The sequence below is a fragment of the Burkholderiaceae bacterium genome (genome assembly GCA_024235995.1).
Lineage (GTDB): Bacteria > Pseudomonadota > Gammaproteobacteria > Burkholderiales > Burkholderiaceae_C > Ottowia.
The window spans coordinates 299,641-315,213 of the sequence record JACKLI010000001.1 but is presented as its reverse complement, the minus strand read 5'-3'; the positions used below and the strand labels follow the sequence as shown (position 1 = coordinate 315,213).

Annotated in this window: 15 protein-coding genes; 8 read left to right on the top strand and 7 right to left on the bottom strand. The window is 71.6% G+C overall.

Annotated features, from left to right (window positions below):
- On the top strand, window positions 1-369 hold the full coding sequence (locus H6927_01585; GenBank protein ID MCP5216792.1) for a GtrA family protein: 369 nt from the start codon (window positions 1-3) through the stop codon (window positions 367-369).
- On the opposite strand, the gene H6927_01580 is transcribed toward H6927_01585, so the two are convergent.
- From H6927_01580 to H6927_01565, 4 genes are read right to left on the bottom strand one after another with little or no spacing between them, the layout of a single operon-like run.
- On the bottom strand, window positions 286-1,887 hold the full coding sequence (locus H6927_01580; GenBank protein ID MCP5216791.1) for a glycosyltransferase family 39 protein: 1,602 nt from the start codon (window positions 1,885-1,887) through the stop codon (window positions 286-288). The two genes, H6927_01585 and H6927_01580, sit on opposite strands and share 84 nt — an antisense overlap.
- Window positions 1,888-1,911: 24 nt before the next feature.
- A complete protein-coding gene (locus H6927_01575) occupies window positions 1,912-2,745 on the bottom strand; it encodes a ChbG/HpnK family deacetylase (protein ID MCP5216790.1) in 834 nt (277 codons plus the stop codon).
- A 3-nt stretch (window positions 2,746-2,748) separates the two neighbouring features.
- A complete protein-coding gene (locus tag H6927_01570; protein MCP5216789.1) occupies window positions 2,749-3,204 on the bottom strand; it encodes a DUF2214 family protein in 456 nt (151 codons plus the stop codon).
- A gap of 9 nt (window positions 3,205-3,213) precedes the next feature.
- Window positions 3,214-4,134: a LysR family transcriptional regulator gene (locus H6927_01565; protein MCP5216788.1), complete on the bottom strand. Its 921-nt coding sequence runs from the start codon at window positions 4,132-4,134 to the stop codon at window positions 3,214-3,216.
- Between the two features lie 79 nt (window positions 4,135-4,213).
- Between H6927_01565 and H6927_01560 the strand changes: the two genes are divergently transcribed.
- Window positions 4,214-4,840: a hypothetical protein gene (locus H6927_01560; GenBank protein ID MCP5216787.1), complete on the top strand. Its 627-nt coding sequence runs from the start codon at window positions 4,214-4,216 to the stop codon at window positions 4,838-4,840.
- Window positions 4,841-4,989: 149 nt separating this feature from the next.
- A complete protein-coding gene (locus H6927_01555; GenBank protein MCP5216786.1) occupies window positions 4,990-7,209 on the top strand; it encodes a malate synthase G in 2,220 nt (739 codons plus the stop codon).
- A 137-nt stretch (window positions 7,210-7,346) separates the two neighbouring features.
- Here the strand turns inward: H6927_01555 and H6927_01550 are convergent, their stop codons facing one another.
- Window positions 7,347-7,727 carry a TraR/DksA C4-type zinc finger protein gene (locus tag H6927_01550; protein ID MCP5216785.1) on the bottom strand — a complete coding sequence of 127 codons (381 nt, stop codon included), beginning with the start codon at window positions 7,725-7,727 and terminating at the stop codon, window positions 7,347-7,349.
- Window positions 7,728-7,783: 56 nt separating this feature from the next.
- Here H6927_01550 and H6927_01545 point away from each other — a divergent pair, with 56 nt between their 5' ends.
- The 5 genes from H6927_01545 (at window position 7,784) to H6927_01525 (ending at window position 12,492) form a co-directional block, all read left to right on the top strand.
- On the top strand, window positions 7,784-8,002 hold the full coding sequence (locus H6927_01545; GenBank protein MCP5216784.1) for a cysteine-rich CWC family protein: 219 nt from the start codon (window positions 7,784-7,786) through the stop codon (window positions 8,000-8,002).
- Between the two features lie 86 nt (window positions 8,003-8,088).
- Window positions 8,089-9,459, top strand: coding sequence for a tryptophanase (locus H6927_01540; protein MCP5216783.1), 1,371 nt, complete (start codon window positions 8,089-8,091; stop codon window positions 9,457-9,459).
- A gap of 33 nt (window positions 9,460-9,492) precedes the next feature.
- Entirely contained in the window at window positions 9,493-11,046 is a 1,554-nt protein-coding gene (locus tag H6927_01535; protein ID MCP5216782.1) for an MFS transporter, read from the top strand.
- 9 nt (window positions 11,047-11,055) lie between these two features.
- Window positions 11,056-11,823 carry a class II glutamine amidotransferase gene (locus tag H6927_01530; GenBank protein MCP5216781.1) on the top strand — a complete coding sequence of 256 codons (768 nt, stop codon included), beginning with the start codon at window positions 11,056-11,058 and terminating at the stop codon, window positions 11,821-11,823.
- A 57-nt stretch (window positions 11,824-11,880) separates the two neighbouring features.
- Complete coding sequence (locus H6927_01525; GenBank protein ID MCP5216780.1) at window positions 11,881-12,492, top strand: hypothetical protein; 612 nt, start codon at window positions 11,881-11,883, stop codon at window positions 12,490-12,492.
- Window positions 12,493-12,629: 137 nt separating this feature from the next.
- Here the strand turns inward: H6927_01525 and H6927_01520 are convergent, their stop codons facing one another.
- Both H6927_01520 and H6927_01515 read right to left on the bottom strand, forming a co-directional pair.
- Window positions 12,630-14,285: an MFS transporter gene (locus H6927_01520; protein ID MCP5216779.1), complete on the bottom strand. Its 1,656-nt coding sequence runs from the start codon at window positions 14,283-14,285 to the stop codon at window positions 12,630-12,632.
- A 133-nt stretch (window positions 14,286-14,418) separates the two neighbouring features.
- On the bottom strand, window positions 14,419-15,495 hold the full coding sequence (locus H6927_01515; GenBank protein ID MCP5216778.1) for an acyltransferase: 1,077 nt from the start codon (window positions 15,493-15,495) through the stop codon (window positions 14,419-14,421).
- Window positions 15,496-15,573 lie beyond the last annotated feature (78 nt).

Sequence of the window (15,573 nt, the reverse complement as noted above, 5' to 3'; positions counted from 1 at the left end):
CTGGCGCGCACGGGGTTCTGGTTTGCCGCCGTGGGCGCGGCCGCGGCGGCCACGCACGCGGCGGTGTTCGGCCTGGCCAAATCCTGGTTGTGGCCCGAGCTGGCCAATGCCCTGGGTTTTGTCGTCGCCTTCGGCGTCAGCTTCGTGGGCCACCGCTGGCTCAGCTTTCGCGGCGCCGGCACCGGCGTGGGCCAGAGCCTGCGGCGCTTTGCCGTCACCGCCGTGGCCGGCTTTGCGGTGAACGAGGCGGTGTTCAGCCTGCTGCTGCGCGGCGCCGGCTGGCCCTCATGGCTGGCGCTGTTTGCCGCCATGGGCGTGGCAGCCGGGCAGACCTTCGTGCTGGGACGTTTCTGGGCCTTCCGCCGCTGAAGCGGCGGAGCGGTACAGCGCCCAGGCCTGGCCTTCGGACACCGGCTGCCAGCCGGCCAGCAGCGGGCGCTGGTCGGGCGGCAGGTCGCGCGGGGCCAGCAGCCAGGCATGGGGCTGCCGCGCGGCCTGCGCCAGCACCTCGGGCTGCAGCAGGATCCGCCGGGCGGTGGCCGGCTCGAAGTCGCCCGCCTCGAACAGCTCGCGCGCCCAGGTGTCGCCGGCCTCGGCGCGCGTGCGCGCCCAGTCCTGCACCAGGCGCAGGGGCTGCTGGGTCTGGGCGGTGAAGGGCAGGTCCATCGGGTAGCCGCCCAGCGCATAGATGGGGTCGCCGGGCGCGGCGCGGCAGGCCAGCTCGGCGGCCACGTCGCGGCTGAGCTTGCCGCCCTCGATGCGCGGCGCGGCCAGCGTGATGGCCACCGGCAGCGCGGCGGCCAGCAGCCAGGCGGCGGCAAACCAGCGCCCGGCGCGCGGGCGCGCCGCCAGCGCCCGCTGCCAGCCCAGCGCGGCCAGCAGCGCGAGCGGCGGCAGCACAGGCAGGATGTAGCCGATCAGCTTGGAGCGCGGGATGGAGAAGAACAGCACGATGGCGCCCAGCCAGATCCAGCACAGCACGGCCAGCCGGCGGGTCGGGTCATCCGGCGCCGCCGGGGCCTTGCCGCGCCAGCGGGCCACGCCCTCGTAGACGGCCAAAAACGCCCACGGAAACAGCAGCAGCAGGCAGCCCGCCAGGTAGAACCACCAGGGCTGGACGTTGTTGAAGCCGCTGCTGGTGTAGCGGCTGAACTGCTGCACGCCAAACAGGTAGCTCCACAGGCCCGGGTAGCGCTCGCCGGCCCGCCAGAACCAGGGCAGGGCGATGGCGACGAACAGCGCCAGGCCGCTGACCCAGGGCAGGTGGATGATCTTGCGCCACTGGCGCGTGGCCAGCAGCCAGCTGCCGATGACCAAGCCGGGCAGCGCCACGCCGATCAGGCCCTTGGTCAGCAGGCCCAGGGCGCAGGCCGCAAAGCCGGCGCGCGCCCAGCCGGCGTGCGGGCGCTCGCCGTCCCACAGCGCCAGCACGAAGCACCAGATGGCGCTGGCGATCCAGGCCGCCACGCCGATGTCGTGGTTGACGTACTGCCCGCCGATCAGAAAGCCCCCGCTGGCGCCCAGCATCAGCGCGGCGCGCCGGGCCAGCGGCTCGCCTGCCAGGCGGCGGCCGGCGGCGTACACGCCGGCCAGCATCAGGCAGGCCAGCAGCACGCCCGGCAGGCGCGCGGCCCAGGGCGTGACGCCGAACACCGCCAGGCTGGCGGCCTGCAGCCAGTGCGTGAGCGGCGGCTTGTGAAAGAACGGCAGGCCGTCCAGGCGCGGCACCAGCCAGTCGCCCGACACCAGCATCCAGCGGCTGATGTCGGCATAGCGCCCCTCGTCGGGCACGGCCAGCGGGCGCAGCGCGGCCAGTAGCGCCAGCAACACGCCGGGGGCAAGGACGGTGAGCCAGCCGGAGCGCGGCCTCGGGGGCGTTGAGGTCATGGGAAAAGCGTGGGAGGAAAAAAATCAGGCGCGGTGCGGGTAGAGCGCGCTGCCGCGCACCAGTTCCACGCCGGCCGCGGCGCACTGCGCGGCAAAGGCCGGGCTGGCCAGGTGGGCCCATTCCCAGACGCGCGCCGGGGCGATGGGGTCGGGCGTGTCGGCCGCATCGGGCGCGGTGCCCGGGTGGCACATCAGCACCGTGCCGGCGGGCGAGCCGGCCAGCCAGTCGGCCATGCGGCTGGCGTAGCCCGACTCGCCGTCGGTGAAGTCATAAATGCCTGACAGGGCGCTGGCGCAGGGGACATGCGCGCGAGCAGCTATTGATTCGATAGTATTGGCGCCCAACGCAGCGATCACCCGGCTCTTGAGCGTGCGCTGGCCGGCCGGCGCGCGCGACACGCGCAGCCAGGGCGGGCGCGGGCCGTAGCGCCGCGCCAGCACCTGCACCAGCGGCTGGCGGATGCCGGCGAACTGCTGCACGTGCTGGTGGCCGTCCACGTGGTCGGGCGGGGCGCCCCAGGCGGCCTCGAAGGCGTCCAGCTGGCGCTCGATCACGCCGCGCGCGGCCTCGGCGTCGAAGCCGCCCAGCAGCGCCCGGCGCATGGCCGTGCCCAGGCTCAGCCCATGGCCGGCGGCGATGGCGAAGTCGCTGGTGAAGTCCAGGTGCAGGCCCACGTCCAGCCGCGCGCGCAGCTCGCGCAGCGGCGCCGCGTCCGCCCGCCAGCGCGGCGACAGCACCATGGCGCTGGTTGCGCTCAATCGCCCCTGCCGCGCCAGCGCCAGCACGGCCTGCGTCACGCCCGCGTGCTGCGCGTAGTCGTCGGCGCACAGCACCAGGGGCTTGCGCTCATCGCCCACCGCTCACCACCATCCACTCCAACCCCGCGCCAGGAACACGGCGGGCAGCGGAATCAGGGCCACCAGGTGGGTGCCCAGCATGATGGGCTTGCGCGCGCGGTTGATTTCGGCCTCGTCCGGCAGCGCGCCGCCGGCATCCAGCGCGCTTTGCCAGCGGCGATAGGCCCGCGTGGGGCCGATCTGCAGCCACGCGGCGGCCATGAACAGGATGAACTTGGCCCACAGCAGCGGGTTGCTCCAGTACCAGGCAAAGCCTTTGGCGCCCAGCCAGGTCCGCGCCAGGCCGGTCAGCAGCACGAAGGCGGTGGCGATCCACAGAATCTTGTCCAGCCGTACCAGGCGCGGCACGCTGGCGGCGTTGAACCAGGCGGCGCGGCAGATGGCCGATTGCGCGGTGGCAAACACGATCCAGCCGATGAAGGCGCTGATGTGCAGAAAGGCGAGGATGGGCTCCAGCATGGCGCGATGTTACGGGCTGGGGGCGCGCGTCCAGAAACCCGGATCGCCGTAGTGGTGCTTGAGCCAGTCCACCCACAGGCGCACGCGCAGCGGCAGGTGGCGCGTGGCGTGCGGCAGCAGGGCGTAGATGCCGTTGGGCGGTGCGGCGTAGGCCTGCAGCAGGGGCACCAGCGCGCCGGCGGCGATCTCGGCCTCGACCTCCCAGGTCGAGCGCCAGGCGATGCCGTGGCCGGCCAGGCACCAGGCGTGCAGCACCTGGCCGTCGCTGCAGTCCAGCGGGCCGTTGGGGCGCAGGTGCATGGGCTGGCCGTCGATGGTGAAAGCCCAGCCGCGCGACTGCGAGGCGTCGCTGGACAGAACCAGGCAGTCGTGGCGCGCCAGGTCGTGCGGGTGGCGCGGCACGCCGCGGCGGCGCAGGTAGGCCGGCGTGGCCACCGCCAGGCGGTGGTTGTCGGCCAGCCGGATGCTGACCAGCGAGGAGTCGGGCAAGTCGCCCACGCGCACCGCGCAGTCGTAGCCCTCGGCCGCCAGGTCGACGATGCGGTCGGCCAGGTTGAGCGAGATGCGCAGCCGCGGGTGCGCCTCGTGAAAGGGCGGCACCAGCGGCGCCACGTGTCGGCGGCCGAAGCCCGCCGGCGCGGTGATGCGCAGCTGGCCGCTGGCCTGCACGCCGCCGGCCGACACGCTGGCCTCGGCGCCGGCCACCTCGGCCAGGATGCGCTGGCAGTCGTCCAGAAAGGCCGCGCCCTCGTGCGTGAGCGCGATGCGCCGCGTGCTGCGCACCAGCAGCTTGACGCCCAGCTGCGCTTCCAGCGCGTCCAGCCGCCGCCCGATGACGGCCGGCGCCACGCCCTCGGCCCGCGCGGCCGCGCTCAGGCTGCCGCGGGCGGCCACCGAGGCAAAGGTCTCGAAGGCCTTGAGCTTGTCCATGGGCGTGGATTATCGGCAGCGCGCTGGCAGGCCGCTGCGGGTGTGCCATGATCCCGGCAACCCGTTGCCGCCCACCGCCGTGACTTCGACCGCCCCGCCCGAGCGCTCCGCGCCGCCCACCGCGCCCGACGTGCGCACCCTCAGCCTGGCCCAGCTGCACCGGCTGGCCGAGGGCGGCAGCCGCCGCGCCCGCGCCGAGCTGGAGCGGCGCATGCGCGAGCCCGGCCCCGCGGCCGCCGGGCCGGCGCCGCACGCGCCTTCGGTGGCCGCAGCCACGCCCGGCAGCGCCCGCCCCGCGTCGGCGCCCAGGGCCGCCGCCGCACCCGATGGCGGCGACGCGCGCATCGACTCCTGGGTGCTGATCGAGCGCCAGCAGCTCGAGCGCGCGCGCCAGGACGGCCCGCCGCGCCTGGTGGGCCTGGTGCTGCTCGCCTGGGGCGCGCTGCTGGGCCTGGGTGGGCTGGCGCTGCTGGCGCGCGGCGGCGGCGCCTATTACCTGCTGTGCGGCCTGGCCTGCGCTGGAGTGGGCGCCTTGCTGATGCGCTGCAGCCGCTGGGCGATGGCGCTGCAGGCGCTGGCCGTGCTGCTGGCGCTGGCCTGGGCCTGGCGCGGCGCCGGCATGGTGCTGGCCGTGCTGCAGGCGGCGCCGGTGTGGCTGGCGGCGCTGTGGGCGGCGGTGCCGGCGGTGCGCGAGCCCTTGCACTGAGCGCACCGGCGCGGCCGGTTCATTTGTGCAAAAAAGTCAATGGTTTTGCAATCCAGAGTTTCTTTTTTGCCTATAACGGTTGAAATATAGTGAGGCTTCGATGGTCACCCGCACCGGGGGCCAGTTTTTTCTTCTGAAGCTTCACTGCCATGACTGAACGCATCCAGGTCGGCGCCCTGCGGGTGGCCTCCGAGCTCTACGACTTCATCAACCGCGAGGTGCTGCCCGACGTGGGCGTGGACCAGGGCCGTTTCTGGAAGGGCTTTTCGTCCATCGTCACCGAGCTGGCGCCCAAGAACGCCGCCCTGCTGGCCGAGCGCGAGCGCCTGCAGGCCGAGCTGGACACCTGGCACCAGGCCAACCCCGGCCCGATCAAGGACATGCGCGCCTACCGCGCCTTCCTGGAAGGCATCGGCTACCTGGTGCCGGTGCCGGCCAAGGTCAAGGTCACGACCAGGAAGGTGGACGCCGAGCTGGCCGTGCAGGCTGGCCCGCAGCTGGTGGTGCCGATTTTGAACGCGCGCTACGCGCTGAACGCCGCCAACGCGCGCTGGGGCAGCCTGTACGACGCGCTGTACGGCACCGACGTGATCGCCGAAACCCGCGGCCTGGAAAAGGGCAAGGGCTACAACGCGCGGCGCGGCGCCAAGGTGATCGAGTGGGCGCGCCACATGCTGGACCGCACGGCCCCGCTCAAAAAGGGCTCGCACGTCGATTCGGTGGGCTACCAGATCAAGGACGGCAAGCTCGTCGTCAAGCTGGCCGGCGGCAAGCGCAGCACGCTGCTGGAGCCGGCGCAGCTGGTGGGCTACCAGGGCGACGCCAAGGCGCCGTCGTCGGTGCTGCTGGTGCACAACGGCCTGCACCTGGACATCCGCATCGACCGCGCCTCGCCCATCGGCAAGACCGACCCGGCAGGCGTGGCCGACGTGGTGGTGGAGGCCGCGGTGTCCACCATCCTCGACCTGGAGGACTCGATCGCCGCGGTGGACGCCGAGGACAAGGTGCTGGGCTACCGCAACTGGCTGGGCATCCTGCGCGGCACGTTGACCGAGAGCTTCGACAAGGGCGGCCACACCGTCACGCGCGGCCTCAATGCCGACCGCATCTACGTCAAGCCCGCCGGCAAGGGCACGGTGCGGCTGCACGGGCGCTCGCTGATGTTCGTGCGCAACGTCGGCCACCTGATGACCAACCCAGCCGTCCTGTACAAGGCCGCCGACGGCAGCGAAAAGGAAATCCCCGAAGGCATCCTGGACGCGGTGGTCACCACCGCCATCGCCCTGCACGATCTGCAGGGCAAGGGCGCCGGCGGCATCCGCAACTCGCGCACCGGCAGCGTCTACATCGTCAAGCCCAAGATGCACGGCCCGGCCGAGGTGGGCTTTGCCAGCGAGCTGTTCGGCCGTGTGGAGGAGCTGCTGGGCTTGCCCGACAGCACCGTCAAGCTGGGCATCATGGACGAGGAGCGCCGCACCAGCGTCAACCTCAAGGCCTGCATCGCCGCCGCCAAGTCGCGCGTGGCCTTCATCAACACCGGCTTTCTGGACCGCACCGGCGACGAGATGCACAGCTGCATGCGCGCCGGCCCGGTGTACCGCAAGGGCGACATGAAGACCAGCGCCTGGATCCAGGCCTATGAGCGCAGCAACGTGCTGGTGGGCCTGGCCTGCGGCCTGCGCGGCAAGGCGCAGATCGGCAAGGGCATGTGGGCCATGCCCGACCTGATGGCCGCCATGCTGCAGCAGAAGATCGGCCACCCCAAGGCCGGCGCCAGCACCGCCTGGGTGCCCAGCCCCACCGGCGCCACGCTGCATGCCATGCACTACCACCAGGTGCTGGTGAGCGAGGTGCAAAAACAGATGGAAGCCGAGCTGGCGCAGGCCGACATCACCGCGCTGCGCGACGAACTGCTGGTCGGCCTGCTGAGCATCCCGGTGGTGCCCGAGGCCAAATGGAGCGCCGCCGAGCGCCAGCAGGAGCTGGACAACAACTGCCAAGGCATCCTGGGCTACGTGGTGCGCTGGGTGGACCAGGGCGTGGGCTGCTCCAAGGTGCCCGACATCCACGGCGTGGGCCTGATGGAAGACCGCGCCACGCTGCGCATCAGCAGCCAGCACATCGCCAACTGGCTGCTGCACGGCGTGGTCAGCGAAGGCCAGGTGCGCGCCACGCTGCAGCGTATGGCCGCGCTGGTGGACCAGCAGAACGCGGGCGACCCGCTGTACCGCAACATGCACGGCAACTTCGACCAGTCCGCCGCCTTCCAGGCCGCCAGCGACCTGATCTTCAAGGGCCTGACCCAGCCCAGCGGCTACACCGAGCCGCTGCTGCACGCCTGGCGGCAAAAGGTGAAGGCAGGGGCTTGAAGGCCCTTGTTCCCTCTCCCCCTGGGAGCGGGAACATCCTGCAGAAAACTATACAAAGAATAGCTGCTGGGGCTTGATTGGTGCGCGCTACAGCCTGTTTTGCCCATCAATGACAGCCGCTTGGCCGGGCGCCCGGTTCAGCCGCGCGCGCCTTGCTTCTGCTCCCAGCGCGACTTGCAGGCCACGCAGTGCAGGGTCATGGGCTCCACCTTCAGACGCTCGAAGGCGATCGGCTGGCCGCATTCCGCGCACAGGCCGTAGCTGTCCTCGGCCATGCGCTCCAGCGCGCGGTCGATGCGCGCCAGCTCGTCGGCGTCCAGCGAGGTGAGCGCGGCGTCCACCTCGCGCGTCTGGTTGGTCAGGCGGCCGTTCTCGTCCTGCGACACGCTGCCGGCCGTGTTCTCGGCCGGCGTCAGGTTGCTGCGGTTTTGCCGCATCTGCGCCTGCAGGTCGTGGCGGCGCGCCAGCAGCAGGGCTTTCAGTTCTTGCCGCTGGGCGGCGGTCAGGGCGGCGTTCATGCTCGGATTCTCCAAAAAGCTGCGGGCGATGTCCTGCACTGCAGAATAGCATCCCCATGCCCCCCGAGCCGCCGCCGCCCGACCCCGCCCGCTGCCCCCTGTGCGGCGGCCCCAACGGCTGCGCGATGGAAGCGGCGCGCGCCGGCGGCCAGCCCCAGCCGCCGTGCTGGTGCACGCAGGCCACGTTCGCACCCGCCCTGCTGGCGCGGGTGCCCGAGGACGCCCGCCGCCGCGCCTGCATCTGCGCTGCCTGCGCCCGTTCGGCCGCCGAATGACCCTGTTGTTGGAATGAACCGACACCACGGGCTGGACACCGGTGGCACCCTCGCTCGCTTTCAATGAACGAATGAAGGACCACCCCATGCCCAAGACCCTGATCGAGCCCTTCCGCATCAAGAGCGTGGAGCCCATCCGCGTGACCACGCGCGCCGAGCGCGAGAAGCTGCTGCAGGCCGCGCGCCTGAACGTCTTCCTGCTGCGTGCCGAGGACGTGCTGATCGACTGGCTCACCGACTCGGGCACGGGCGCCATGTCCGCGCGCCAGTGGGGCGCCATCATGGAAGGCGACGAGAGCTACGCCGGCGCGCGCAGCTTCTTCCGCCTGGAGAAGGTGATCCAGGACCTCACCGGCATGCCGCACTTCGTGCCCACGCACCAGGGCCGCGCGGCCGAGAAGGTGCTGTTCACGGCGGTGTGCAAGAAGGGCGACCTGGTGCCCAACAACTGCCACTTCGACACCACGCGCGGCAACCTCGAATACATGGGCGTGGAGGCGCTGGACCTCGTGGTGCCGGAAGGCCTGCAGCCGGCGACGATCGCGCCCTTCAAGGGCAACATCGACCTGGCGCGCGCCGAGGACGTGCTGAAGAAGGAGGGCCACCGCATCCCGTTCGGCATGCTCACCGTCACCAACAACACCGGCGGCGGCCAGCCCGTGTCCATGGCCAACATCCGCGCCTACAGCGCCCTGCTGAAGAAATACGGCAAGCCCTTCATCATGGACGTGTGCCGCTTTGCCGAGAACGCCATGTTCATCAAGATGCGCGAGCCGGGCTACGAGCACACCTCCGTGCGCGCCATCGCGCAGGAGATGTTCGGCTACGCCGACGGCGCCACCATGAGCGCCAAGAAGGACGGCATGGTCAACATCGGCGGCTTCATCGTGCTGCGCTCGGACGAATGGCTGGACGAGGTGCGCAGCGACCTGATCATGATGGAGGGCTTTCCCACCTACGGCGGCATGGCCGGGCGCGACCTGGAGGCGCTGGCCGTGGGCCTGGAGGAGGGCCTGCAGGAGGACTACCTGCGCTACCGCCTGCGCACCGCCGAATACCTGGGCGAGCGCCTGGAGGCCGCGGGCGTCGGCTTCGTCAAGCCCACGGGCGGCCATGCCGTCTACATCGACGCGCGCACCGTGCTGCCCGACATGCCCATCGCGCACTACCCCGCCTGGGCGCTGTGCAACGCGCTGTACCTGGAGGGCGGCATCCGCGGCGTCGAGATCGGCTCGGTCATGTTCGGCAAGCGCCTGGAGGACGGCACCGAGACCTACCACGGCATGGAGCTGGTGCGCCTGGCCTTTCCGCGCCGCATGTACACGCAAAGCCACTTCGACTACGCGGCCGAGGTGATCGCCGAGGTCAAGCAAAAGGCCGCCAGCATCCGCGGCGTGAAGATCACCCGGCAGCCCAAGTTCCTGCGCCACTTCACGGCCGAATTCGACTGGGTCTGAAGGGCTCGGCCGGGGCGGGCAGGGCATACTCGGATGCATGAACCCGCCGGCCCCGATCCGCTGCAACGTGCCCGCCGGCGTGGCTTTCAGCCTGGCGGGCCCACCGTGAGCACGGCCAACCCGCCTCCGCACGATCCCGGCTCCGGCGAGGCCTTGCGCGCCCGGCACGGCCCCCGCTACCGCTGGTGGCTGCTGCTGGCCGTGATGGTGGGCACCATGGCGTCGATCATGTCCTCCACCGTGGTCAACGTGGCCATTCCGGGCCTGTCGCACCAGTTCGCGCTGGGCCAGGCGCGCGCGCAGTGGGTCAGCAGCGGCTTCATGGTGGCGATGACGGTGTCGATGCTGACCACGCCCTGGCTGCTGGCGCGCTTCGGCTATCGCGCCACCTACAACGGCTGCATGCTTGTGCTGCTGGCCGGCGGCGCGCTGGGCGGGTTCGCGCAGAACTACGCCGTGGTGCTGTCGGCGCGCGTGCTGGAGGGCCTAGCCGCGGGCGCGGTGCAGCCGATTCCGGCCATCATCGTCATGCGCGCCTTCGAGCCGCACGAGCAGGGCCGCGCCAGCGGCATGTTCGGCATGGGCGTGGTGCTGGCGCCGGCGCTGGGCCCCTCGATCGGTGGCGTGCTGGTGGACTGGTTCGGCTGGCGCTCGATCTTCTTCATGGTGGCGCCGTTTTGCCTGGCCGCCCTGTGGCTGGCCCGGCGCTACGTGCCGGCGACGGCGCCGGGCGGCGCGGCGGCGCGCCGCGGCGAGGCGCTGGACATGGGGGGCCTGCTGCTGGGCAGCGCCGGCACGCTGGCCCTGCTCAATGGGCTGGTGGCGCTGCGCGGCGGCACCGCGGCCGAGGCCGGCGCGCTGCTGGGGCTGGCGCTGGCGTGTGGCGGGCTGTTCATCGGCTGGCAGCGCCGGCGCGCGCGCCGCGGCCAGGTGCCGCTGATGAACCTGCGCGTGTTCGCCTGGCGCCCGTTCGCCATGGGCACGCTGGTGGCGCTGATCTACGGCACGGCGCTGTTCGGCTCCACCTACCTGCTGCCGGTGTACATGCAGATGGGGCTGGGCATGTCCGCCTCCAGCGTGGGCAGCGTGCTGCTGCCCTCGGGGCTGGTGCTGGCGGGTGCCATTGCCGTGGTGGCGCGCTGGGCCGACCGCATGCCGGCCCGCGGCCTGGTCCAGATGGGTCTGGCCCTGCTGGCCCTGTCGTTCGCGGCGATGGTGACCATCGGGCTGCACAGCGGCCTGTGGCTGCTGATGGCGTGGAGCATCGTCGGGCGCATCGGCCTGGGTTTCATTCTGCCCTCGCTCAACCTCGGCGCCCTGCGCGGGCTCGACAAGGACTTGATCGCCCAGGGTTCCAGCACCATCAATTTCGTGCGCACGCTGGGCGGCGCGGCCGGCATCGGCCTGTGCGGCATCGCGCTGGAGTGGCGCCTGGCCGCGCACGGGGCGGTGCTGGGCGCGGGCCCGCCCAGCCCGGCCCGGCTGGCGGCCTTTGACGAGGTCTTCCTGATGCTGGCCGGCCTGTGCGTGCTGGCCATGCTGGCGGCGCGCCAGCTGGGCTCGCACACGCGCCTGACGGCCCGATAAACTGAAGCCATGTGCCAGCTGCTCGGGATGAACTGCAACACGCCGACCGACGTGACCTTCAGCTTTGCCGGCTTTGCCCAGCGCGGCGGGCGCACCGACCACCACGCCGACGGCTGGGGCATCGCGTTCTTCGAGGGCCGCGGCGCGCGTGTGTTCCTGGACCCCGGCGCGGCGGCCGACTCGCCCATCGCCGAGCTGATCCGGCGCTATCCCATCAAGAGCAAAAATGTCATTGCCCACATCCGCAAGGCCACGGTCGGGCCGGTGCTGCTGGAGAACTGCCACCCCTTCCAGCGCGAGCTGTGGGGCCGCACCTGGGTGTTTGCCCACAACGGCGACCTGAAGGACTACCACCCGCGCCTGCACGGGCACTTCCGCCCCGTGGGCGACACCGACAGCGAGCGCGCCTTCTGCTGGCTGATGCAGGAGCTGGCCAAGGCCCACGCCAGCGTGCCGCCGGTGGCCGAGCTGACGCGCACGTTGCGCGAACTGGTGCCGCGCATTGCCCGCCACGGCACCTTCAACATGCTGCTGTCCAACGGCCAGGCGCTGTGGGCGCATGCCTCCACCAGGCTGTGCTACGTCGTGCGCCAGCACCCCTTCGCCCGCGCGCGCCTGCAGGACGAGGACCTGGCCGTCAACTTCGCCGAGCACACCACGCCGCAGGACCGCGTGGCCGTGGTGGCCACCACGCCGCTGACCTGCGACGAGGCCTGGACGCCGTTTGCGCCGGGCGAGCTGATCGTGTTCGTGGACGGGGCGCCCGCGCGGGGTTGAGCGGAACGCCAGGATTGTTACGATGGCGCACCCATCGAAACAACTTGGAGGAGCAACATGAAGACCGCCATCCAATCCTTCGCCCGCGGCCTCGTCGTGCTGGCGCCGCTGTGGCTGAGCGCCTGCATCGACGTCACCAACGTCCAGCAGCCAGCCAGCGGCCAGGCCAACGTGCCGTTCGACGTGCAGGTCGACGTCAGTTCCACGTGGGCGTGCGAGGCGGGCAGCACCTGCACCCCCTACGTGTCGGTCAGCTTGCCCGCCGGCTGGGTCGTGGAGTCCTGCGCGTATGCGGGGGGCGTGTCCGGCACCTGTTCCGCCAGCGCCGCCTACACGCCCAGCGTGGGGCCGACGGCGCCCGCCAACGCGTGGCAGACGTTCGCGGGCGCGACCATCACGCCCGCCGCGGACCTGCCGGCGGGCACCACCGCCACGGTCACGCTGCGGATTCGTCCCAGCACACCGGGCGCCACCACACTGGATTACGTGCTGGGGGCCGACAAGACTGGATCCCAGTTCTGGGGCACGGCCTCGATGGACCACCCGATCACCATCCAGGCCGCCGCGGTCACGGCCGTGCCGACGCTGACGACCTACGGCTACGTCCTGATGGCGCTGGGCCTCGCGGCGGTGGCGCTGCGGCAGCGGCGCAAGTCGCAGGGCGGCTGAGAGACGCCGGTCGGCTGTTTCGGTGACCGGCCAAATCACTATCGAATCAAGAGCTACCTGCGCTTTCTGTACGCGGGCTACATCCTGATTCGACTTGATTTCCGGGCTTGTGGGCCCGTGCTCTCGCGGATCGCGGCTCAGGTCTTGAACAAGCCCGGTCCTTCGCCCGCTCCCCCGCGCACCGTGCTCTCGCGCAGCGCCCGCCGCACGCGCGGCGGCTCGGTGCCGATGTGAAACGCCAGCTTGCGCTCGCGCAGCGCCACGTCGGCGGCGGTGGTGCGCTCGAAGCGGCGCAGGTGCTCGGTCCAGGACGTGTCCTCGATCACCTCGATGAAGCGTCCCGGCTCGTTGATGTCCGACAGCAGGTCCCAACCCACGGCGCCCACGCGCAGGCGCGAGCGGCGGCTTTCCTCCATCAGGGCGCGAAAGGCGGGGGCCCGCCCCGGGTCGATCTGGTACTCGACCGTGACGATGACGCGGCCCTCGGGCGGCGGCGCGTCCACCTGGGGCAGGGGCCAGGGGCCGGCCGGCGTGGGGTCGTCGATCATGCCGCGGTCGGGCATGCGCCAGGTGGCGAGGGCCATCGTCAGGATGCCGCTGACCGCGCCGATGCCCAGCGTCAGGGGCACGCTGGTCCAGGTGGCCACCTGGCCCCACACCGCCGCGCCCGAGGCGGTGGCGCCCATGATGGCCATCTGGTACATCGACATGCCGCGCGCGCGCACCCAGTCGGGCAGGCTGATCTGCGCCGACACGCTGAGCGAGTTGGCCGTGGTCAGCCAGGCCGCGCCGCACAGCAGCATGGCGGGCACCGCCAGCCACAGGCTGCGCGTGACGGCCATCAGCGCCATCGTCAGCGCCTGCGTGATGGCGCCGGCCAGCACCAGCCGGTCGCGCGGAAAGGCCCGCCGCAGCTGCGGCAGCACGAAGGTGGAGGCGATGGCGCCCGCGCCCATGGCCGCCAGCAGCAGGGTGAAGGTGGCGGCGTTGCCGCCCTCGATCTCGCGCGCCACCAGCGGCAGCAGCGCGATCAGCGCGGTGGAGTGGAAGAAGAACAGCGCGATGCGCAGCAGCACCCCCTTCAGGTGGTACGACTGCATCACGTACTGCAGGCCCACCCGCATGGCGCCGCGCAGGCTTTCGCGCCCCAGCGGGTGCGGCGTGTGCGGGCGCCGCCAGCGCGAGATGACCACGGCCGCGCCCACCGACAGCACGGCGTTGAGCCCGAACACCCAGGCGCTGCCCAGGCTGGCGATCAGCGCGCCGGCGATCAGCGGGCCGACGATGCGCGCCGCGTTCATCGACGCGCCGTTGAGCGCCAGCGCCGCCGGCAGCTGCGGGCGCGGCACCAGCTCGGGCACGATGGCCGAGAACACCGGCCAGCGCAGCGCCAGCCCCACGCCGTTGCAAAACAGCAGCAGCAACAGCAGCGGCGGCGTGATGGCGTGGGCGAACGCCGCCAGCGCCAGCAGCGCGCCCACCACCGCCACCCACAGCTGCGTGAACAGCAGGAAGTGCTTGCGGTTCAGGATGTCGGCCAGCGCGCCCGAGGGCAGGCCCAGCAGAAAGACCGGCAGCGTGGCCGCCGTCTGCACCAGCGCCACCCAGTTGGGCCGCTCGGTCAGCGTGGTCATCAGCCAGGCGGCCGCCACGTCGTTCATCCACATGCACAGGTTGGCGATCAGCCAGGTGCTCCACAGCAGGCTGAACACGCGGTGGCGAAACGGCGCCAGCGCGCTCAGGTCCTCGTCGGCGATGGGAGCGGCGGGCGGGTGCGGCTGGGAGTCGGGCATGGCCCGCCGATCATAGTGGGGGCGGCCCGCGCGCGCCGCGAGGGGGTGCTGCGACAACTGCAAAATCGATAGCTTATGGGGCTTTGTCCGTGCCGGCCACGGCCCGATTCGGCTTGAAATCCAGCGCAAGGCTTCAATGCGCCGGCGCCGACATCGGCGGGTGCCGGCGCGCGGGCGCCGGGGCGCGGTCGCGCCAGCGCAGCGCCCAGCGCTCGATGCCGTGGTACGACAGCGCCGCCAGCGCCAGCGAGATGGCGCCGCCCAGCAGCACCACCCACGGCCAGGGCAGGTCGGCGCGCAGATAGCGCACCACCGGGTAGTGCCACAGGTACACGCCGTAGGACAGCTGCCCCAGCTTGACCAGCGCCGGCAGGCTCAGCATGCGGTAGACCATGCCGCGCTGGCGCTGCACGGCCACCAGCGCCACCACCGCCGCGCCCTCGACGGCGGGCATGCCCCAGGACAGCGCGTCGCGGCTGTCCCAGCCCAGGCCCATCAGCAGCGGCACCGCCAGCGGCAGCCACAGCGCGCCGGGCAGGTGGCGGCGCGCGCGGGTGATGAAGTCGGGCTGCTCGTGCAGCAGCGCCGCCAGCAGCGCGCCGGCCAGCAGGCCCGTGGCGCGCGTGTCGAAGCGGAAGAACACCTGGTAGAAGGGCTGATCCCACGCCACGCACAGCAGGCGCCACAGCGCGGCCAGCAGCCACAGCACCGCGATGGCGCGCCACACGTGGCCGCGCCGGCAGCGCGCCACCAGCAGGGCCAGCAGCGGCGGCCAGATGAGGTAGAAGTGCTCTTCCACCGACAGCGACCACATGTGCAGCAGCGATGCGGGCTGGTCGAAGAAGGCGATGCCGTAGTCGGCCAGGTACAGCACCGACACCAGCGCGTCGGTCGGCGCGTCGGTCTGCCCCGGCCACAGCAGCGGTGTCACCAGCACGTAGACGGCCAGAAACAGCAGCAGCGCCGGCATCAGGCGCAGCAGCCGGCGGCGGTAAAAGCGCCAGTAGTCCAGCCGGCCCTCGGTCTGCAGCTCGATCAGCAGCAGCGAGGTGATCAGAAAGCCGCTGAGCACGAAGAACACGTCGACGCCGAAGAACGCGCCGTCGAACAGCGGCACGTGCGCGTGCGACAGGATCACCAGCGCGATGGCCACGCCCCGCAACCCATCCAGCGCCGGGTTGTAGCGCAAGCCGATACTGCCAGCCTTCATCTTGAATTACCCCTGCTTGCCCGGCCCGCCGCGACAGGCGCGGGCCGGAAGGGCGCAGTATGAGGGATAACCCGCAGA